At 41.7% G+C, this 22,277-nt stretch carries 18 protein-coding genes; 2 read left to right on the top strand and 16 right to left on the bottom strand.

The annotated features are described in order from the left end of the window. Positions 1–76 precede the first annotated feature (76 nt). The 6 genes from ACULLH_RS05265 to ACULLH_RS05240 form a co-directional block, all read right to left on the bottom strand. Positions 77–1,381 carry an MFS transporter gene (locus ACULLH_RS05265; RefSeq protein ID WP_454087672.1) on the bottom strand — a complete coding sequence of 435 codons (1,305 nt, stop codon included), beginning with the start codon at positions 1,379–1,381 and terminating at the stop codon, positions 77–79. 150 nt (positions 1,382–1,531) lie between these two features. Next, the gene (queG, locus tag ACULLH_RS05260; protein ID WP_454087958.1) at positions 1,532–2,452 is read right to left on the bottom strand and encodes a tRNA epoxyqueuosine(34) reductase QueG; all 921 of its coding nucleotides are present in this window, start codon (positions 2,450–2,452) and stop codon (positions 1,532–1,534) included. 53 nt (positions 2,453–2,505) lie between these two features. Continuing rightward, positions 2,506–2,901 carry a DUF4242 domain-containing protein gene (locus tag ACULLH_RS05255; RefSeq protein ID WP_454087671.1) on the bottom strand — a complete coding sequence of 132 codons (396 nt, stop codon included), beginning with the start codon at positions 2,899–2,901 and terminating at the stop codon, positions 2,506–2,508. Between the two features lie 94 nt (positions 2,902–2,995). Next, positions 2,996–4,081, bottom strand: coding sequence for a nickel-binding protein (locus tag ACULLH_RS05250; protein ID WP_454087670.1), 1,086 nt, complete (start codon positions 4,079–4,081; stop codon positions 2,996–2,998). A 200-nt stretch (positions 4,082–4,281) separates the two neighbouring features. Next, positions 4,282–4,815, bottom strand: coding sequence for a cupin domain-containing protein (locus tag ACULLH_RS05245; protein ID WP_454087669.1), 534 nt, complete (start codon positions 4,813–4,815; stop codon positions 4,282–4,284). A gap of 117 nt (positions 4,816–4,932) precedes the next feature. Next, positions 4,933–5,379 carry a cupin domain-containing protein gene (locus tag ACULLH_RS05240; protein ID WP_454087668.1) on the bottom strand — a complete coding sequence of 149 codons (447 nt, stop codon included), beginning with the start codon at positions 5,377–5,379 and terminating at the stop codon, positions 4,933–4,935. Between the two features lie 72 nt (positions 5,380–5,451). Between ACULLH_RS05240 and ACULLH_RS05235 the strand changes: the two genes are divergently transcribed. After that, a complete protein-coding gene (locus ACULLH_RS05235; protein WP_454087667.1) occupies positions 5,452–6,045 on the top strand; it encodes a TetR/AcrR family transcriptional regulator in 594 nt (197 codons plus the stop codon). A 24-nt stretch (positions 6,046–6,069) separates the two neighbouring features. On the opposite strand, the gene ruvB is transcribed toward ACULLH_RS05235, so the two are convergent. Next, positions 6,070–7,095 (bottom strand): Holliday junction branch migration DNA helicase RuvB, encoded by a 1,026-nt coding sequence (ruvB, locus tag ACULLH_RS05230; protein WP_454087666.1) that lies wholly within the window; start codon positions 7,093–7,095, stop codon positions 6,070–6,072. Positions 7,096–7,235: 140 nt separating this feature from the next. On the opposite strand from ruvB, the gene ACULLH_RS05225 reads away from it, so the two are divergent. Continuing rightward, on the top strand, positions 7,236–9,500 hold the full coding sequence (locus tag ACULLH_RS05225; RefSeq protein ID WP_454087665.1) for an acyl-CoA dehydrogenase family protein: 2,265 nt from the start codon (positions 7,236–7,238) through the stop codon (positions 9,498–9,500). A 3-nt stretch (positions 9,501–9,503) separates the two neighbouring features. On the opposite strand, the gene ACULLH_RS05220 is transcribed toward ACULLH_RS05225, so the two are convergent. The 9 genes from ACULLH_RS05220 to ACULLH_RS05180 all read right to left on the bottom strand — a co-directional run bounded on the left by ACULLH_RS05220 (position 9,504) and on the right by ACULLH_RS05180 (position 22,083). Beyond that, entirely contained in the window at positions 9,504–10,328 is an 825-nt protein-coding gene (locus ACULLH_RS05220) for a GIN domain-containing protein (protein ID WP_454087664.1), read from the bottom strand. A gap of 120 nt (positions 10,329–10,448) precedes the next feature. Then, the gene (locus ACULLH_RS05215) at positions 10,449–12,266 is read right to left on the bottom strand and encodes a cytochrome c oxidase subunit I (protein WP_454087663.1); all 1,818 of its coding nucleotides are present in this window, start codon (positions 12,264–12,266) and stop codon (positions 10,449–10,451) included. A gap of 43 nt (positions 12,267–12,309) precedes the next feature. Further along, positions 12,310–13,368: a cytochrome c oxidase subunit II gene (locus ACULLH_RS05210; protein ID WP_454087662.1), complete on the bottom strand. Its 1,059-nt coding sequence runs from the start codon at positions 13,366–13,368 to the stop codon at positions 12,310–12,312. Positions 13,369–13,395: 27 nt separating this feature from the next. Next, on the bottom strand, positions 13,396–14,712 hold the full coding sequence (locus ACULLH_RS05205) for a quinol:cytochrome C oxidoreductase (protein ID WP_454087661.1): 1,317 nt from the start codon (positions 14,710–14,712) through the stop codon (positions 13,396–13,398). A 17-nt stretch (positions 14,713–14,729) separates the two neighbouring features. Then, complete coding sequence (locus ACULLH_RS05200) at positions 14,730–15,299, bottom strand: c-type cytochrome (RefSeq protein WP_454087660.1); 570 nt, start codon at positions 15,297–15,299, stop codon at positions 14,730–14,732. A gap of 4 nt (positions 15,300–15,303) precedes the next feature. Further along, positions 15,304–15,831 (bottom strand): DUF3341 domain-containing protein, encoded by a 528-nt coding sequence (locus ACULLH_RS05195; protein WP_454087659.1) that lies wholly within the window; start codon positions 15,829–15,831, stop codon positions 15,304–15,306. A gap of 2 nt (positions 15,832–15,833) precedes the next feature. Further along, positions 15,834–17,561 (bottom strand): NrfD/PsrC family molybdoenzyme membrane anchor subunit, encoded by a 1,728-nt coding sequence (gene nrfD, locus ACULLH_RS05190; protein WP_454087658.1) that lies wholly within the window; start codon positions 17,559–17,561, stop codon positions 15,834–15,836. A gap of 35 nt (positions 17,562–17,596) precedes the next feature. Then, positions 17,597–20,722 (bottom strand): TAT-variant-translocated molybdopterin oxidoreductase, encoded by a 3,126-nt coding sequence (locus ACULLH_RS05185; protein WP_454087657.1) that lies wholly within the window; start codon positions 20,720–20,722, stop codon positions 17,597–17,599. Positions 20,723–20,754: 32 nt separating this feature from the next. Beyond that, positions 20,755–22,083 carry a cytochrome c3 family protein gene (locus ACULLH_RS05180; protein ID WP_454087656.1) on the bottom strand — a complete coding sequence of 443 codons (1,329 nt, stop codon included), beginning with the start codon at positions 22,081–22,083 and terminating at the stop codon, positions 20,755–20,757. Between the last annotated feature and the right edge of the window lie 194 nt (positions 22,084–22,277).

The following is a 22,277-nucleotide window of genomic DNA, read 5'->3' as shown; positions in this document are numbered from 1 at the left end:
CAAAGGTATTTAAAAATAAAGGCACCAAAACATTTTGGTGCCAATTATTGAACTTAAACTACTTCAAACAATTATGTTAACTATTTTTTTCTTTTACATTTAAACGCAATGCCAAAATCGAAGCAATCACAAAACAAGTTCCAGCAAAGAGCATCGCATTCACAGAGTTTCCTCCAAGTAGGTTTTTGAAAATAGGGCCAAAGGTCAATGTTTGAATCCCCATGGGAATAACGATCATCATATTTAAAATCCCCATGTATACACCTCTTCTCTCCTGAGGAACAATTTTAGAAACCATGCTATAGGGAATTCCCATCATGGCCGCCCATCCAATTCCAAACAGGACCATGGGAAACAAAACCTGAACGGGGTCAGCTATATTAGGAATGGCAAATAATGCCAAAGCCGTTCCAAATAAACTCAGGGCATATATCTTTTTACCTCCAAACCTCATGGTCAGGGGCACCAAAATGAGAGCAACAACAGCGGTTACAATATTATAGGTGGTACTCATTTTGGCTGCTTGAGCTGCTGCTTGAGAAGTATCAAATCCCATTGTGGACCTAAATAAAGGGGTAATAAATTGCCAATAAATAAACAGGGCATACCATTGAAATAAGTAAACCCCTGAAAGCTTCCACATGAACTTGGGCATATCTTTTACTGCATGCGAAATTTCAATAAATGGCATTTTAAATCGCTCAATGAACGGCAACGCTTTATGTCTATTTATTTCTTCCAGCTCTTCATCACTAGGAGGGATTTCAGGTGTTTTCAATACCGACCACAAGATGGTTACAATGGATAAGAAAGAGCCAATAAAAAAAGAATAATACAACCATTTGGGAATAACACCTTCAACCTCTTGACCTCCTCCAAACCAATCTTGAAATAGAAAGATGGAAGCGTTTGCCAGAAGTATACCTGCGCCTACAAACAGACTCTGCATTTGGTACCCAATGCTCAACTGGCTATCTGGTAATTTATCTCCAACAAAAGCACGGTAAGGTTCCATGGCCATATTGTTACCCACATCTAAAATCCATAATAGTCCTACTGCAAACCATAGTGCCGGGCTCAATGGAAAAGCAAACAAACATATACTACCCATAATGGCACCTATAAGGAAAAATGGCTTTCTACGTCCCCATTTTGGAGACCATGTTTTATCTGAAATAGCCCCGATAATGGGTTGGACTATGAGTCCCGTTACTGGTCCAGCGATATTCAAAATAGGTAGAATTTCCTCTGCAGCTCCCAGAAAAAGAAAAATGGGGTTAATGGCACTTTGCTGAAGTCCGAAACTATATTGGATTCCAAGAAACCCAACATTCATATTGAAAATTTGCCAAAAATTCAGTTTAGGTTTAGTTAGTTTCATAAGCGTAGTCGGTGGTTTAAATTATGGAATGGCATGGTCTTCCACACTTTCTCGATCATATCAATATACTGTTTTCTTTAGTGTCTCAATAAAATTTGAGCTATAAAGTGACAATATGATTAACGAAAACGATTGAAATTTAGCAGAATCCTATTTTAGGAAATCGATATTCCTTTGAAGCCCAGAGAATTTGGTCCGTTTTACCGCCGATTTTTTGAAGATTTGCCTAAAAACATCCTCGGTGATTTCTTCCCAATCCTTTTTCGACATGGAAAGTAAATCGGGGTGTGGATCAAATAACGGTTCGCTATGAGGTTTTGAAAATCGGTTCCAAGGGCAGACATCCTGACAAACATCACAACCGAACATCCACTCATCAAATTTTCCTTGAAAGTCTGTTGGAATTTCATTCTTCAACTCGATGGTGAAATACGAAATGCATTTACTACCATCTACCACATAGGGTTGCACAATGGCCTCGGTGGGACAAGCATCAATACAAGCGGTGCAGGTGCCGCAATGGTCTGTTACCGGGGAATCGTATTCCAATTCCAGATCAATGATCAGTTCGGCAATAAAGTAAAAGGAACCTACCTGTTGGGTAAGCAAGTTGCTGTGCTTGCCTATCCAACCCAAACCGCTTCGGGCTGCCCATGCCTTGTCCAAAACTGGTGCGGAATCCACAAAGGCCCGACCGTGCACCTCGCCGATTTCTTCCTGAATAAAATTCAAAAGACTTTTGAGTTTATCCTTTATCACAAAGTGATAATCGGTTCCATAGGCATATTTAGAGATTTTATAGGATTCTGCGCTTTGTGCTTCGGAGGGGTAATAGTTCAATAGCAGGGAAACCACAGATTTTGAGCCTTCAACCAATTTTGTGGGGTCAAGCCGCTTATCAAAATGATTCTCCATATACTGCATTTCGCCATGCATCCCCTGATTGAGCCATTTTTCCAAACGCGGTGCTTCTTCTTCCAAAAACTCTGCTTTGGATATGCCGCAAGACAAAAAACCGAGGCGCTTGGCTTCGGTTTTGATCAAGTCTGTATGTTTATACTTTGGATTCAGTGAATCAATTACTATGGAATTGCACTAAATTACAACTATTTGAAAAATCATAACTAACGATTTTCTTTCCCATCCAGCTCATGCCCAAGTGCCGTGGCCGGGCCAATCTTACTGGATAATTCTTGAATTGAATTCACAGGAAAACCTCCCTCTTCGGCATGCTTCCGGATTAAATCCTTGTTTTCGGCTTTGTACAAACAATACACCTTATCGTCGGTTACATAACTATGAAGCCATTCAATTCCGGTATCCATTTGTTTTAAAACTGCGCAGGATTTTTGGGAAATCCCCTGAAGTTCTTCCGCGGTCAACTCTCCCGCGTTTGGAATTTCCCGCTCGATCAAATAGGTTTTTAGCTCTTTTGTTTCTTTTTCTTCTTGTGCATTTGTAGTGAAGATTGCCATTAGAATCAACACTCCAACTAAAGCACTGCTTCGTGTTGTTTTCATAATTTTATTGTTTTGATTACTGAACCAAAACTAGAATATCCAACTCCGAATAAATATAAGGGAAGATCCAAACACTATAAACTTTAGACCATCATCATAACGTATTCTTGGCATAGGCCAATGGCTGTAAACCAAACCTTTGCTGAAAGCATTTGGTAAAGTATGAGGGACTACTAAAACCTACATCAAAAGTCGTTTGGGAAACATTTCTGTCGGTTCTAAGTAATTCGAGAGATCTTAAAAGTCTATGCTCTCTAAGCAATTCATTGGGAGACATCCCTGTAAGTTCTTTGCTTTTTCTATACAGCTTTGATTTACTCATGGACAATTTAGCACAAAAATCGTCCACTCCCCAATCAGGTTTTTGCAGGTTTTCGAACAGCGTTTCCATGAGTAATTGCAGCGTATTTTCGTGCGTCGGTTTAATGGCCTTCATCCTGTCCCTGTAATTGGAAGACCCGTCCTCCTTATAAATCTCTTTGATTATGGACGCTAATTTAATTGGATGGGATCCATGCAAATGACATAGATACTTTGCCATATCCACAGTTTCCCCAAATAGGTGCTTGCTCTTACTTACCGGCATACCGGCATTCAAACCCATACGCAGCTCTAGAAGTTCGGTTGCTATATGCAAGCTTTTTTGAACCGCAATAGCACAATCCACCGCCTGTGTAACTGAAACAAATGAAGCGATGAACCAATCTCCTTCAAGCTCAACTTCCCTACCCTCGTACTTTTGGAGCTCTTGCCTCATAATCTCATGGTACAGGCCCATCAATTTTTGGGATTTGTTTTTTCCCAATTCATGTCCCAGCAATCGAAAGTCCTTGCATTTGGCTACCAAAATGATTCGAAAGGCTGGGTCATTGAATATTTTGAGGTTTGGATCGTCAATATCAGGATAAGTCTCTGGGTCACTAATTCTTCCCAAAAATGCTTCTACCACATTGCTGTTGACCTGGACGATATCATGGGGAATAAGCCCATGAGCCCTATCATGCATTTCTTTTACCGCTTGTTTGTTGGGTGCATCAATTAAACAAAATGCACTTCCCCTTTCCTCATCCACCCAATAGGTCATACATCGACATCCGTATTCATCTTGAATCTTCAAATCTTCCCGATGCGCTTGGGCTGCATGTTTTGCCTCTATTCCAGGTACGATATGTCTGTCCATGTAAATTGGCATAATCAATTCAATAACGGATGCGTTAAAAAAAGTTCGAAAGCAACCATATAGTCCTAAAGAAAAAGATGTTTTCCTATAGAAAATAAAAAAAATAATCCAAAAAATAGCAGAAATCGTTCATTGCGCATGCTTGCCCTGGACAACCTCTCAGGTTGCATTGATAAAGTCAAGCTAGTTCAATGCAGTTCTCACACAAATTGTATTTGATATTTACCGCAAATCTTGGTCACCTTTTCGAAATCTGGTGGACCTGGCGGTAAAGCAGCCAATTCTTCAAACATGTTTTCAATACCTGATGGAAATACACTTAACATCACCCTAGCCTTTTCGTTTCCGATTACCTTAAATGAATGTGGTATGCCTCTAGGACAAAAGATAATGTCACCAGCACCCAGAGTTGTCATTTTATCCCCAATGGTCATTTCTAATTGCCCAGATAATACCTGAAATACCTCATCTTCGTTTTCATGGACATGTGGAGGAATCCCGAAGCCCGGTTCATTATTTTGTTCGATGAGGGTAAATTGCCCGTTAGTATCCTCACCCACAAGCTTCATATTTTGAAAATCCCCCATAACACTTTGAATTTTACCCTCTTCCTTACGAACTATTTTAGGGTCTGCTTGTAGGTTTTCCTTCTTCGCTGAGGATGCAGAAACGGGATTCAAGGCACATAGGCCAAGTCCCATTACGGAGGTTGACAGGAATTTTTTTCGATTCATAATATTAAAGTTTTTTGTTTTCTGTTGATTTTCCAAGCAAGCGATTGAGTCAAATAGCACAAACATGACTCTGAGTACACTAGGAATCACATCCATTCACCTTCACCAGATTGAAAATCAATCCAAAAGTTTTTCAGGGATTGCCATATCGAAATCCCCGGCTGTTGCCAACACTTTTTGAATGGTTTCAAGGCTTACGGACTTGGCAATGGCGTCTTTTTCATCTTCTTGTATACCAAAAGTTTTAAAAAATTTAGAAAACCCTTTAGGACTGTGAATATTTACCCAAATGCATTTTTGATCAGTTCTATTGTTAAAGGTGTGCAGGGTGCCTGGAGGGATATCCACGGATTCTCCGGGACCCAATGTTTTGGTATCACCATTGATAAAAAACTCCATTTCGCCCTCTACTATTAGAAAAGCTTCCTTGTACGCCGAATGGATATGGGGAGGCGGTCCTTGACTGCCAGCTGGTGTTTCACAAACTATTAAATCGTAATCTCCTGTGGTTGGATGGAAGGTTATTTTATGCCCCAAAACCCATACGCTATTGGATTTTTTCATTTTATGAGATTTTTGTCTCACAATTATAGCGACTTATTTTCAAATTACAAAATTTTATAAGACATTTGTCTCATGAGTGAGAATCATATCGCATCAGGCCGGAAGAAACAAAAGCTTAAAACCCGAAACCGCATTTTGGAAGCGGCCAATCGACTTATAGAATCGGGAAACGATATTACCCTTGAGGACATAGCCAAAGAAGCGGAAGTATCCAGGGCAACCATATACAGGTATTATTCCAACATAGATTCACTTTCCACAGAGTTGGTACTGCACCTCAATGTTCCAAGTACCGATACCATTTTAGAAGAATTCTCAGGTAATGGTGTCAAAACATCCATATTGGGAATCCAAAAAATCTATCTTGATTTTATTCTTGAGACTGAAAAAGCATCAAAAAAGTTTCTAGCAGCTTTTCTTTCAACAACAGATTCCAAATTGGTAAGGGGCCAAAATCGAATTACGGCGCTAAAAGAGTTCTTTAGACAGCATTCAACGGACATAGACGCAAAGACCCAGTCAAAACTTATTCATTTAACCGTATTATTGATGGGTATAGAATCCATTATTGCCACTAAGGACGTATGCGGATTGAACAGCAAAGAATCCGTTGAAACCCTGCAATGGGGTTTGCAAATGATTTTGAAAGGATGCGAAATTGAATAATCAGTAACTGAAACCAAGCTTGCACTAAGCGAACAAGCCTTCTTGGCCTCCACCTTTTAATTTCCCCAAATGTCTGTAGGCCAATTCGGTTACTTCACGACCTCTTGGCGTACGCATGATAAATCCTTGTTGGATCAAAAAAGGTTCATAAACTTCTTCGATGGTTTCGGCGCTTTCAGAAACTGCTGTCGCCAGTGTGGTGATACCTACCGGACCTCCTTTGAATTTATCAATAATGGTGCTCAGTATTTTATTGTCCATTTCATCAAGACCATGGGCATCAACATTCAAAGCTTTAAGGCCAAACTTTGAAATCTCCAAATCGATATTTCCATCACCTTTGATTTGTGCAAAGTCACGAACCCTTCGCAAAAGAGCGTTACAGATTCTTGGGGTTCCCCGACTACGACCTGCAATCTCGATGGCAGCGTCGTTGGTGATGGGTACTTTTAAGATGTCCGCACTTCGTTCCACAATGGTTGAAAGGAGTTCGGTATTGTAATATTGCAGTCTGCTTTGAATACCAAATCTTGCCCGCATCGGAGCTGTGAGCAATCCTGAACGTGTTGTAGCTCCTACCAAGGTAAACGGACTTAAATTGATTTGAACGGTCCTAGCATTGGGACCTGTTTCAATCATGATATCAATTTTATAATCCTCCATGGCGGAATACAGATATTCTTCCACGATAGGACTGAGGCGATGTATTTCATCAATGAACAGAACGTCGCGCTCCTCCAAATTGGTCAAAAGTCCGGCCAGATCCCCTGGTTTATCCAAAACGGGGCCTGATGTGATTTTGATACCCACTCCCAATTCGTTGGCCAAAATATGTGCTAAAGTGGTTTTTCCCAATCCGGGGGGTCCATGGAACAGCGTATGATCCAATGCTTCGCCCCTAAGGTTTGCAGCCTGAACAAAAATCTTTAGGTTTTCCAACACCTGTTCCTGACCGGTAAAATCATCAAAAGTTATGGGCCGCAACGCCCTTTCAACGTCCAGTTCTTCTTGTGAAAAATTATCCGATGTTGGATCTAGGTTTTCATTCATATCCTAACAAATATACTCGAAACCCGATGTACTTGAAACCAAATTGACAAAATAAGCTTGTGCATGGATGTTGTAATTTGTCTTAAAAATCTATGACTTAAATTAGATACATAAAATATGATTCCACAATCCAACATATTATGGTAATACCCACTTATTCCATTGGTATTTTGCAATACATCCCTTTTTTTTATGTCATCTGGTCCGATGATCTGCTTTCCGCCTCAGAAGTTTCGGTTATCAAAAAAACTATAGAAGACGATCCCGTTTTAAGTCCAGATGAAAAAAAACAGCTGTTCGGTTGGCTCAACAGGGAACAACCACCTTCCGATAGCGAATTCAAACAATGGAAACACACTATCTCCACTTCCAAGGTAAAACTTATTGAAAGTGATACCTATCCCTTGGCATCATTAAGTCAGCGATTGGGCAATTTACATTGTGAACAGTGCGATTTTAATGAACATCTAAAACATATTGAAATCAATTTGGGTATTCAACCCAATCATTACAACCATTTATTTGAAGTAGAAGTAGTACATGAAAAAACCTCCAATCAATACAATGCGCAAAATTTAGATGTTCTCTTTAAAGGCTCCCATGTATCGGAAGTTGATGCGTTTCGTTCCTTTCTGAACCAGGATATTTTTAAATGGACCATATCACGAAACAAGGATGATTTCCGGAATAAGGTGCTAAAGCAAGTTTCATTACTGGGAGAAAAAGGATACGGTGCCATGGCCTATCCGGAAGCCCACGGTGGAACGGGAAATATGCCCTCCTATGCGGCCATTTTTGAGCATTTAATGTTTGTAGATGGGAGTTTAGCCGTAAAGTTTGGGGTTCAATTTGGGCTGTTTGGTGGAAGTATTCAAAAGCTGGGCACAAAAAAACATCATGACCAATACTTGGGTGATGCTGGAAAAGCCAAACTATTGGGTTGTTTTGCCATGACAGAGACCGGACACGGTTCCAACGTAAGGGGGATAAAAACAACGGCGACCTATGACAAAAAAAGCGACACCATTGTTATACATACTCCAGGACAAAATGATAACAAGGAGTACATAGGCAATGCTCTGCATTCTACTATTGCCTCAGTTTTTGCACAACTAATCGTTGATGGAAAAAACGAAGGGGTTCACGCCATCTTGGTTCCCCTGCGAGATGAAAACCACAACCTGCTTGAAGGCATTACCATCGAAGACAATGGGTATAAACTTGGATTGAATGGGGTCGACAATGGAAAGATATGGTTCAATCAGGTGCGGGTACCGAGAGCAAACCTTTTGGACAAGTATGGAACAATCAAAGATGATGGCAGTTACTTTTCGGCCATCAAGAATCCCAACAAACGATTTTTTACAATGTTGGGGACCTTGGTCGGGGGACGAATCTGTGTCGCCAAAGGTGCTTTGGGAGGGGCTAAAATGGCATTGACCATCGCCATAAAACATGCATTGAACCGACGACAGTTCAATGATAACGTTAAAATCCAAGAAGATTTGATCATGGACTATCCCACGCATCAACTTCGGTTAACACCAGCGATAGCACAAGCCTATATCTATCATTTTACATTGGAGGAAATGATGCGTAGGTATAGTGATGATTCCCAGCCTGACAAAAGAAAAATAGAAACCCAGGTAGCCGGATTAAAATCCGTAATCACATGGTACGCCAATTCTACCATACAAGAATGTCGGGAAGCTTGTGGTGGAAAAGGTTATCTGTTGGAAAACAGAATTGCCGACCTGAAGGGGGATGTGGACATATTCACAACTTTTGAGGGTGACAACAATGTGTTGCTTCAACTGGCCGCAAAGGGCATTCTTTCCGATTTCAAGGCAGAATTCAATAGTGCCGGATTTACTTCGGTCTTAAAGCTGTTGCGCACCCAATTAGCAGATAAACTTGCCACAATCAATCCCATTTACTCCAACAAAGTGGATTCGGAACATTTGTATAATCCGAAATTCCACAAACATGCCTTTAATTACCGTACCCGTAGGCTGACCTATACCTTGGCCATGCGAATTCGAAACTACATCAAAAAGGGTGTTCCCTCTTATCAGGCCTTTCTAAAGGTTCAAACCCATTTGTTGGCGTTGGGAAAAGCATATAGTGTAGAGTTGGCCTATCAAATATTTTCAGAATACTGCACCACAATTGCTGATGAAAAATATCGCGGTCTCATGGAAAAACTGGGAACACTTTATGCGCTACATGAATTGCATAACGACTCAAGGTGGTATTTAGAGCAAGGATATTTTGGAGGCGTAAAATCAAAAGCGATTCGACAACGGGTGGAACGTTTATCCACGGAACTTCGACCCCATATTGAGGTTTTGGTAGATGGATTCGGAATACCAGCACATTGTCTTACTGCTCCGATCGCCAATTAGGCGTCACTCCAGTTTTTTAATCAATTGGGAGGTATCCATAAATTCGAGAATGGTAATTTGTGGATTGCCGTAGAGGTATGTTTTGGTATTTCCCTTTGCTTGAAGTTCCAAATCCCTGAAGGCATACACCCGGGCACTGGCGGTGTTTTCTATATTGACATTAAATGTACCCGCTTCCATGGTCTGTCCCTTAAATCTGGAATTGCCCGATAGATTTGCCTGAATCCTGTCAGAAGTCCCCTCGAGTGTCAACATCCCATTTTGATCCAATTCGACCAGACTGACCTCGTTAACGGCATAAATATAGGCTTCAGCCCTATTGCTTATACTGACATTCAGCGAATCTACATCAACATTAAAGTCCCCTTTACTGATGCCTTCCATATTAATGTCCATCACGGCGGCACTTGCTTTCAGGTTTAATCTGGCATTTTCAAATGTATCTACAAATAGTTCATCGCTGGTTATTACGTCATCAACTGTTATGCTGCCTTTTTTCAGGGTAATTGCCTTGAGGTCGGTGTAATTTATGGTGATGTCGAACTGTTTCTTGGCCGTAACATTATAAAAGGAGCTAATCACAAGAGTGCTATCCTCAACACGGAATTTTAGTATATCGATGAGGTTGTCGTCGGCCACAATATCATAACCGGGACCGAAGGATTTTTTCAAAACAATATCCAAATCATCATTCAATTGCACTGCGTTGAACGCTGGAAGCTCATCATTGACCTCTGCAACAACTCGGCTTCCTTTTATTCTAGGCTTGCGCTGGGCCATTGCTGCAATATGACACAACAACAACAGTAGAATGGCTAAATTTTTCACAAGTGTTCGTTTTATAGGGTTATTAAAGATATTACAATTAGAGGTAACAATTGTCGTACCAAACACTTAAAACAAAAAAGCCCATCCTAAAGGATGGGCCTATATTTTATAAAGAAACCGCTAATGATTCAGCTCCTCCTCGTTATCCTGTAAAGGAACCGTTTGCGGGACAAAGTCCTGTCCCGGAATTATGTACTCGCCGTTTTCATAGGTCTTGCTATAGTCATAAGCCCAACGGTGTACGTGTGGAATTGCACCTGGCCAGTTACCATGCATATGCTCTTGCGGAGCTGTCCATTCCAAAGTAGTTGCTTTCCATGGGTTTAAAGGACCTTTCTTTCCGTAGAAAACACTTCTTACGAAGTTGAATGCAAATACCAACTGAACGCTTGCCGTAATGATGGCAAAAACCGTCATCAACACTTGTACATTGGTTAATTCATCAAACATTGGGAAAGCTGTGTTTTCATAATATCTACGCGGTACTCCTGCCATTCCCACAAAGTGCATGGGGAAGAAAATACCGTAAGAACCTATTGCGGTCACCCAAAAATGGACATATCCCAAATTCTTGTTCATCATTCGACCCTGGAACAATTTAGGGAACCAGTGGTACACTCCCGCAAAAAGACCATACAAGGCCGATATACCCATTACCAAGTGGAAGTGTGCCACAACGAAATAGGTATCGTGAACATTGATGTCCAAAGTACTGTCACCAAGAATGATTCCCGTTAAACCTCCAGAAATAAAGGTGGAAACCATACCAATAGAAAATAACATACCCGGATTGAGCTGTAGATTTCCTTTCCATATCGTCGTTATCCAGTTAAATGCTTTTACCGCTGATGGAATCGCAATTAACAAAGTGGTGAATGTAAATACAGATCCCAAGAATGGATTCATTCCCGATATAAACATATGGTGACCCCATACAATTGTTGATAGGAATGCGATTGCCAAAATAGAAGCAATCATCGCACGATAGCCGAAGATAGGTTTACGCGCGTTCACCGCCATTACTTCGGAAACAATACCCATCGCCGGAAGAATCACAATATAAACTTCAGGGTGACCCAAGAACCAGAACAAGTGTTCGAACAATACCGGAGATCCTCCCTGATAGTGCAACACTTCACCTTGAATGAAAATATCCGACAAGAAGAAAGAGGTACCAAAGCTTCTATCCATAATCAACAACAGAGCTGCTGAAAGAAGTACTGGGAACGATATTACACCGATAACCGCGGTTACAAAGAACGCCCAGATAGTCAGAGGCAAACGTGTCATTGACATCCCTTTTGTTCTTAAGTTCAAAACGGTCACTATATAGTTCAAAGAACCTAAAAGTGATGAGGCAATAAATACTGCCATGGATACCAACCATAGCGTCATACCAGCGCCAGAACCAGGCTGGGCCGAAGGCAACGCACTCAATGGCGGATAGATTGTCCATCCCGCTGCTGCCGGACCGGCCTCAACAAATAGCGAAATTACCATGATTACAGCTGAGACGAAGAACATCCAAAAAGAAAGCATATTCAAGAATCCCGATGCCATATCACGTGCACCGATCTGCAATGGAATCAATAAGTTACTAAAGGTACCACTCAAGCCTGCTGTAAGTACAAAGAATACCATAATGGTACCGTGCATTGTAATCAAGGCCAAGTACATATCAGCATCCATTACACCGTCAGGAGCCCATTTCCCCAAAAACATTTCGAAGACAGCAAAAGACTCCCCTGGCCATGCCAATTGCATTCTAAACAATATTGACATTGCAATTCCAATGAAGCCCATAATCAAGACACCAGTAATAAGATATTGCTTGGCAATCATCTTATGGTCTTGACTAAATATATACTTGGTTACAAAAGTCTCTTTATGATGATGTCCGTGATCTTCGTGTCCGTGTTCGTGTCCAGTAGCTGACATAATCTTTTCTAAGTTTTATTAAGGTTCTTTTCCTTTCTTATTATTATTCTACGGGTGCAACAGTTTCTTTGAACGTGGCCTGTTCTGCCAACCACTTGTTGAACTCCTCTTCAGTCTCTACAATAATTTTCATCTGCATGTTATAGTGAGACTTTCCACAAATTTTGTTGCACAACAATACATAATCATATTCCCAAGGTTCAGAATTGGGTTCTCCTGCTGCCGCACGCTCGGCCCTGATAGCATTGGTTCTTTTAACCTTTTCTATGACATCTGGATCCAATCTAACTTCTTCCGTTGTTTTGGTCGGAGTGAACGAAAATTGTGTAATCATACCGGGAACGCAGTTCATTTGTGCCCTAAAGTGTGGCATATATGCTGAATGCAATACGTCTTGAGAACGCATCATAAAGTTAACCTTACGACCAACTGGTAAATGCAATTCCTTTACAATAACATCATCTGAGGAGTTCGGGTCCGATTCGTCTAAACCTAGTACATTGGCGCGATCAATGTCGATCAAGCGCACACTTGCATCCCCCAAAACATTGTCCTCACCACCATAACGAGCCGTCCAGTTAAACTGCTGGGCATAAAGCTCAACAATAAGTGGGTCATCCTCGTCATTGATATCCATGATATTGGTCCAAGTGTACAATCCCCATAGGATCAATCCAGCCAAAACAATTACAGGAATAATGGTCCAGATAAACTCCAAACGGTCGTTGTCGGCAAAGAAAAGTGCCTTTTGACCTTCTTTACCACGATACTTATAACCAAAGTAATGCAGTAAAAACTGGGTGATAGTCTGCACAAAAAAGATAATCGCAAACGACACCCACATCAATTGGTCATATTCTCCACCATGCGCAGAAGATGCCTCAGGCAACAACACTTTTGAATACTTGGCAAAACTAAATATGGTTATTCCGTAGATGAAAATTAAAAATACAAACAGTAGATAACCATTGTAATTGTTATCTGAATCGTTAGCCACCTCTGAATAGTCCGATTTTAGTTGTGACAATTCGAAAATCTTGGTCATTTGCCAGATTGCGATTGCTACCAGAACTAAAACAGTCAATGTTAATAATGCAGTCATTGTATCTCTTTCTAAGACTTAATCGTATTAATAATGAAATTGTCTACTTTCTTCAATAAATGGGTTGCGTTTTGGCTGCAAGGGTGCCTTGGTAAGTGTATTGAACACCCAGTACACGAACAATCCGCCAAAGAACAATATTCCCCCTATTTCAGGCACACCAAAATGCCATTGGTCACCCACGGTCGCTGGCATCACCATGTTGAATACATCCAAATAGTGACCCAACAATACCACTATACCAGCCATGATCACAAACCAATTCACTCGTTTGTAATCGCTGTTCATCAACACCAACAATGGGAAGATGAAGTTCATGGCCAACATGGTAAAGAAAGGCAATTTATAATCTTGGAACCTAGCTATATAGTAGGTTACTTCTTCTGGAATGTTTGCGTACCAAATCAGCATAAACTGTGAGAACCATAAATAGGTCCAGAAAATACTGATAGCGAACATAAACTTGGCCAAATCGTGGATGTGGCTGTCGTTCACGTTTTCCAAATATCCTTTGGATTTTAGGTAAATCGCGATGATGGCAATGGTGGTAATTCCTGAAACGAACATACTTGCGAACACATACCATCCAAACAAGGTACTGAACCAGTGTGGGTCCAAACTCATAATCCAATCCCACGACATCATGGACTCAGTGATTAGGTAGAAGACCAAGAACCCGGCCGACCATCTAAAATTCTTTACAAAATTGCTGTTGTCATCAGATTCGTCCTGAGCCAATGACAATCTTCTGGATATTTCCCTATATGCAATCCATCCTCCCAAGAAAATGGCAGCTCTTATTAAAAAGAATGTTGGATTAAGGTATCCAGCTTTTCCTTGCAACAATTTATCATGAGCCACGGTATCGGCATCCATCCATACAAACATATGGTTCATGTGCAGTACGGAAAGTACCAAAATCACGAATACAATGATTCCGCCAGGAACCAAATAAGCCGTAATTCCTTCCATTACCCTAAACAGCATAGGGGACCAACCAGCCTGTGCAGCACGTTGGACAGCATAGAAGGCCAATACGCCCAAAGCGATCATAAAGAAAAAGAAAGCGCCCACGTACAAAGCAGCCCAAGGTCTGTTCTGTAATTGGTGCAATAAGTGCTCATCATGTGATGCATCGTGTTCCCCACCATGTGCATCATCTGTGCCATGGGAAGCTTCTTCCGCGTGTCCACCTCCATGATGGTCATCATGGGCAGCAGCCACGATTGCCTTGGCTTCTTCCACGGTGCTGGGAGCACTTAAAAATCCAGTTGCCAAACAAATCAATCCCAACGCCATAGCGATGAAAGATCCCATTTTTAGCCTGTTTGAAAATGTATACATAATATGCTCTTATCCAATTATTTTGTTAGGTCTTCCTTTAACTTCATCACGTACTCGGATACTTGCCACATCTCTTCCTCATTGGCCAATTGTGCGGCATAGGACCCCATGGAGTTCAATCCATAATAGATGGTATGGTACGTAGTTCCGACAGTAATGTTACGCGCTACATCGTCATAACTTGGAACTCCCAATATCTTTTCACGCTTTACCAAAGTACCCTGTCCTTTTCCTTTTGGACCGTGGCAGATTGCACAATAAATATCATACAACTCTTTTCCTTTGGCCAAATTGGCTTCTCTGTCAAGGGAATCCAAAGGGCTTGGCTCCAATCTTGCCAATTCTTTTCCTTCCAAGGTGTTCTCAAACTTATATGGCATATACCCTCTTGGAATGGTATTTTCAACAGGAAGCATAGCTTCTGTACCCTGAGGAAACAATCCATTGTCCACCCCTTGATAGGTTTCATAACCTACGGGCTCGTACATATTTGGCATATATTGGTAGTTCGGATGATTCTTATCGGCACAAGCCGCAAAAGAAAGGACCAAAACCAAGACAACACTTATTTTACCTAAATGCTTCATATTTTTAAGACTCCTTTTCTGTAACATTTATTTCTACAGCTCCTGTTTCCCACAATAAAGCCGTCAACTCTTTTTCATTGTCCCCAACTCCAACTTCCATCAAAAAGTGATCATCGGTAGTTCTTACATCGGGGTTTTCAGCTTTTTTGAAGGGCCACATCCTACTTCTCAAATAAAATGTGATCACCATCAAGTGGGCTGCAAAAAATACGGTCAACTCGAACATGATAGGAACAAATGCCGGCATGTTCTCCAAATAGCTAAAGCTGGGTTTTCCCCCAATATCCTGAGGCCAATCGGCAATCATGATGTAATTCATCATTACAATAGCCACTATCAATCCCAAACAACCGTACATGAACGATGTAATGGCGATTCGGGTATCTTCCAAGCCCATTGCCTTGTCCAAACCGTGCACTGGGAAAGGGGTGTACACCTCTTCGATATGATGGTGCTCTGCCCTAACCTTCTTTACGGCATGCATCAACACATCATCATCATTATAAAGTGCCTGTATAACTTTTGATGCCATAACTACTTTTTATCGTTTAATTTTTTAGCCTGTCCTGCCCAATCATCGCGCTGTGCCCTTCCAGGGAACGAACCAGTGATTGAATCCAACAAATCATATTCTTTTTCGGTCATTTTACTCACCTGGGCGAAGGTAAAAATCCCTATCTGGTTCAAGGTTTCTTCCATTTGTGGACCGATACCTTTCACTTTTTTCAAATCGTCAGCAGTTTCATTTTCCGCATCAAAGGTTCCTATTGAACCTAAAAGCGAAGAAACTTTTGCCTGGTCTACCTCTGCACTTTCCTCTTTTGGAGCTGCCTTTTCAGCAGTAGCGTTTACTTTTGAAGGCGTTTGGTATAAAGGTTTCCCTGCATCACGTAAGTTTTTGAATCGTTCTCCGGAGGATTTCAAAATAGATTTTACCTCTGCCTGTGCAATTACTGGGAACGTTCTAGAGTACAACAAGAAGAGTACAAAGAAGAAACCAATGGTTCCGATGAAAATTCCGATATCGATAAATGTTGGCGAGAACATTGTCCAAGAAGATGGCAAGTAATCCCTGTGCAACGAGGTAACAATAATTACAAATCGCTCAAACCACATTCCAATGTTTACAACAATGGAGATAAAGAACGAGAACATGATACTGGTACGCAATTTTTTGAACCACATGAACTGCGGAGAGAATACGTTACAGGTCATCATTGACCAGTAGGCCCACCAGTAAGGTCCTGTAGCCCTGTTCAAGAAGGCGTATTGTTCATATTCAACTCCAGAATACCATGCAATGAACAACTCCGTGATATAGGCACATCCAACAATGGAGCCTGTAATCATGATCACGATGTTCATCAACTCGATATGCTGTACAGTAATGTATGCTTCAAGGTTACACACTTTTCTCATGATAATGAGCAGTGTCTGTACCATGGCAAATCCAGAGAAAATCGCACCCGCAACGAAGTACGGTGGGAAGATGGTGGTGTGCCATCCAGGAATCACCGAGGTGGCGAAGTCAAAGGATACAATAGTGTGTACGGAAAGTACCAAAGGTGTTGCCAAACCGGCCAATACCAATGAAACTTCTTCGAAACGTTGCCAATCTTTTGCTCTACCTGTCCACCCAAAGCTCAATAGGCTATAGATTTTCTTTTGGAAAGGTTTTACGGCCCTGTCACGGATCATAGCGAAGTCAGGAAGTAATCCCGTCCACCAGAATACCAAGGAAACAGAAAGGTATGTCGATATCGCAAATACGTCCCAAAGCAAGGGTGAATTAAAGTTTACCCAAAGGGAACCGAATTGGTTCGGAATTGGAAGTACCCAATATCCCAACCATGGACGTCCCATGTGGATAATCGGGAACAAACCTGCCTGGATAACCGAGAATATGGTCATCGCCTCTGCAGAACGGTTAATCGCCATTCTCCATTTTTGACGGAACAGCAACAATACCGCCGATATCAAGGTCCCTGCGTGACCAATACCAACCCACCAAACAAAGTTTGTAATATCCCAGGCCCAGTTAACGGTCTTGTTCAGACCCCAAACCCCAATACCAGTGGATATGGTATAAATGATACATCCCAACCCCCAAAGAAACGCTACCAAAGCAATGGTAAAAACAATCCACCATTGTTTGTTGGCCTTTCCTTCCACAGGAGCAGCGATATCCACGGTAACATCATGGTATCCTTTATCTCCGAGTACTAAGGGCTTTCGAATAGGTGCTTCGTAATGCGACGCCATAATTTATCTTCTAGTTACTTCTTTTTATTTATTGATTAAGCCTCGTTGGTGTTTCTTACTTTAACATGGTAGAACACATTCGGTTTTGTTCCAACATGCTCCAATAGATGGTACATTCTATCATCTTCCTTCAACTCGGCAATCTTACTTTCTTTATCGTTGATATCACCAAATGCCATAGCTCCACTGCTACAAGCAGCTGAACATGCAGTCTGGAACTCACCATCTTTGATGGCTCTTCCTTCCCGCTTGGCATCCAAAATGGTTTTCTGTGTCATTTGGATACACATGGAACATTTTTCCATAACCCCTCTAGATCGTACGTTGACATCTGGATTGATGACCATTTTACCTAGGTCATTGTTCATGTTGTAATTGAACTCATCATTGTCTGCATACAGGAACCAGTTGAATCGACGTACTTTGTACGGACAGTTGTTCGCACAATACCTCGTACCCACACAACGGTTGTACGCCATTTGGTTCTGACCTTGTCTACCATGGGAGGTAGCGGCAACTGGACAAACCGTTTCACATGGTGCGTGGTTACAGTGCTGACACATTACCGGCTGGAAAGCAACCTGCGGATTTGCAGACGCATCTTCCATCTCACGGAAACCACCTAACGAACCATTATCACCCCAAAGACCTTCCATGCCTTCTTTCTTCTCATCATCTTGTTCAAAGGTATCTTCGGAAGAGTAATATCTATCGATACGCAACCAGTGCATATCCCTTGATTTTCTAACTTCTTCCTTGCCAACCACGGGAACGTTGTTCTCGGCATGACAAGCAATTACACATGCACCACAACCGGTACATGCATTAAGATCTATAGAAAGATTAAAGTGGTGTCCAATAGAACGATCAAACTCTTCCCAAAGATCAGCATCTGGGGATGTAACTGGAATCTCTTGATGATTCAATGAAACTTGAGGCATATGATTCCATTCGTGATGGTCTTTGGTATTGAAAATCTCCAAGGTAGTCTCCTTGATGATATCTCCACGTCCCATCAACGTTTTGTGCAACTGTACGCAAGCAAATTCATGCTCACCACCAGTTTTTTCTATACTGACCGACTGTACATCGGAAAAGTTCTTATATAATGTGTAGGCATTAACCCCGGTCGCCATTTCGGCCTGCATTCCTGCCTGCTTTCCATATCCAAAGGAAAGACCAACCGTTCCATCCGCTTGACCTGGTTGAATGATCACAGGAACGTTTTCCAAAACGGTACCGTCCACAGTAAGTTTCACATAACTTCCGTTCAATCCACCGTTGGCGACATTGTAATTTTCCAAATCCAATGCTTCGGCATCCGCTTGGGAAACCGTAACATAGTTATCCCAAGAAGCCCTTGAAATTGGATCAGGGAATTCTTGCAACCATGGGTTATTGGCCTGACGCCCATCTCCCATACCTACTTTGGAATACAGCACCAGCTCGGTACCTTGACTTGTGGCATTCACCAATGCTCTTATCGAAGACGCGATCGGCACGATTTCAGACTGCTCTTCTCCTTCAGTTTCAGCAGGAGCAGCAACGGGCTCTTCAACTTCCTCTGCACTTGCAGCTGCAGTAAAGACACCATCCTGTAAAGCTTTATTCCAATCTGCACCTTGTAGAACTGCAGTGTTCCAGTTTTCTTTGATGTATTCGTAATACGTCTTATCACTTCCCATCCAAGTCAACAAAGCAGTCTGGAATTGTCTAGTGTCAAACAACTCACGAATCGCAGGTTGCATTAAGCTATATTGACCTTTCTTGAACTGGGCATCACCCCAAGATTCCAGGTAGTGCGAAGCTGCGGCAACATATCCAACGGACTGGGCCGTTTCATCGTTATTGAAAGCAAAACTTACTGATACGTCAACTTTTTCAAGACCAGACACAAAATCAGCAGCATTTGGCAATGAATATACTGGGTTAACTCCATCAATGATCAAGGCTCCCACGTGACCGGCATTCATATCGGAAACCAACTTGTTCACCTTGGCTACATCACCTTGACGAACATATTTAGGGTTTTCAACATCAAAAGCCTCACTCGCAAGCAATTTATTGATTGCCAAAACAACCGTTTGGGCATTAACATCATCAAGACCGGTAACCACGACAGCTTTGCTTCCCGCTTTTTTGATTTCCGAAGCGATTTGAGTTACCGCTCCGTCAACATCAGAGGTTCCGCCTCCTACACTGGTTCCATTTAGCTTGCCGTATAATTTGGCCAACGCAATTTTCTGTTGCGTAGGGGTCATTCGGTAGCGCTTATCCGCATTGGCACCTGTAAGCGACATGTTGGATTCCAATTGGATGTGCTTGGACATTTTTCCATTTTTTGGAACACGTCCTTTGGCATATCCGCCATCATATCCTCCTCCTTGCCAATCTCCCAAGAAATCCGCACCGAAAGAAATAATTACATCCGCTTTCTCAAAATCATAATCCGCCAATGCTCTTTCGCCATAAGCTGCGTTAAAGGCATTCAAGGCTGCATCTTCCGAGATAGCGTCGTATGTTACGTGGTTTACATTGTCACCAAATTCGGCTTTGAACTCAGCAATCAATTTATCTGTTGAAGGACTTGCATAGGTCTGGGTCAACAAAGCAACTTGTCTATTGGAACCTTTTAAGCTTCCCAATTTTGCCCTTACCGTTGCGTCCAATACTTTCCATTCGACAGGCTCTCCGTTAGCCATCGGCCCCTGAACCCTTTTGCTATCGTATAGCGTCAATACAGAGGCTTGGACACGTGCATTGGCACTTCCATTTATTCCAGCATCCGTATTGTTTTCAATTTTGATCGGTCTACCTTCCCTTGTTTTTACCAAAATACTGGCAAAGTCAAAACCATCTGCGATAGTTGTCGCATAGTAGTTGGCAACACCGGGCACAATAGTGTCTGGTTGCACAACATAAGGAATGGATTTATGAACAGGCCCCTCACAGGCAGCAACAGTAGCAGCAGCCGTACTGAACCCAACATATTTCAAAAAGTCCCTTCTGTTGGTTGTTGTGGCAGATAGGTTTTCTTTATCTCCCAAAAACTCATCAACAGGAATCTGTTCTGAAAATTCGTTTTGTTTTAGCGTCTCAACAATGGAATCGTTCGGATTTAACTCCGCTACGCTTTTCCAATATTTTTTGTTTGATGCCATACGATATATCTGAGATTATCTTCTTTTAATTCTTAATAGTGACACTTACCACATTCCAAACCACCCATCATAGCAGCGGTCAGGTTCTCTACACCATATTTCTTGGAAAGCTCTGCATGAATGGCTTCATAGTATTCGTTACCTTCCATTTTCACGTTGGTTTCCCTGTGACAGTTGATACACCATCCCATGGTCAACGGAGCAAATTGATAAACAACTTCCATTTCCTCAACAGGACCGTGACAAGTCTGACATTCGATTCCAGCAACGGAAACGTGCTGTGAGTGATTGAAATAAGCAAAATCCGGAAGGTTGTGAATCCTTACCCATTGCACAGGTTGTGTCTCACCTGTGTACTCTTGTTCTTCTTCGTCCCATCCAACAGCTTTGTAAAGCTTTTGAATTTCTTCGTTATAATTCACTCCAATTTTTTGACCCTCCGCCAATGTTTCATCAGCTACTTGATAAATGGACTTATGACAGTTCATACAAACATTCAAGGATGGTATGCCCGAAGTTTTTGAAACTCGAGCTGAAGAGTGACAGTATTTACATTCTATCTTGTTATCCCCTGCGTGGATTTTGTGTGAATAGTGGATAGGCTGCACTGGGGCGTAACCTTGGTCAACACCGATTTGCATCATCCATCCGTAAGCGAAGTATCCACTGGCCAACAATAGGAAAATTGCAGTACACAAAACCAAGAATTGATTTTGGGCGAAAGCCTTCCAAATAGGAATGCTTTTTTCCGCTTTTTCTTTTTCCAGGCTCACACCATTAGCCTCTGCAATTCTTCTCAGTGTTCTGTTCACCAAAATCAACATGATGATCAGTAGCCCAAAAACCAAAGCAAGGGCGCCAAGTATCAATTCGTTTGAAATGCCCGAAGTATCACCAGAACCCCCTCCGTCGCCTCCGTCAGCAGTTGCAACTACAGCGGGCTTAGCTGGTGGAGCTGCGGTATACGCCAAAATATCGTTGATGTCTTGATTTGAAAGCGTTGGAAACGCCGTCATGGCCGCCTGGTTGTACTCTGCATAAATTTTGTTGGCGTAAGCATCACCGGATTTGATCATTCCCGGACTGTTCTTGATCCAAGCATAGAGCCATTCACAATCCAATCCCTCATCTTCCGAAAGCCTTGTAGCTACATTCGCCAATGCGGGCCCAGTCATTTTTCGGTCCAGCGAGTGACAAGCGGCACAATTCTGATTGAAGAGTTGCTTCCCTTTTACAGCATCACCAGGACCACACAGACCTTCTTCGGTAGCTGCATCTTGCGCATAAAATGAAACGGAAAAAAATAGGAGAGAAAAACCTAAAACTTTAGAAAATAGATGGCGGTATAAAACCTTTTTCATATTAACGAAATTTCTATCGAAATCTTTGGCACGGTTATTTCCATTGATATTGAGAACAATAGCTTTACTCGGCCTAAAATCGGTCACAAAAGTACGACATAGAGCCATTTTTTAAAATGTTAAGGTATTTATAATATATAATTTATATACATTCTAAATAAGATGTCTTTTGATCGTTTAATTTTAATGATTTA

This window comes from Flagellimonas sp. 2504JD4-2, assembly GCF_053642935.1.
Note: the sequence above shows the minus strand (reverse complement) of the source record. Positions and strands in the feature narration are given on the sequence as shown.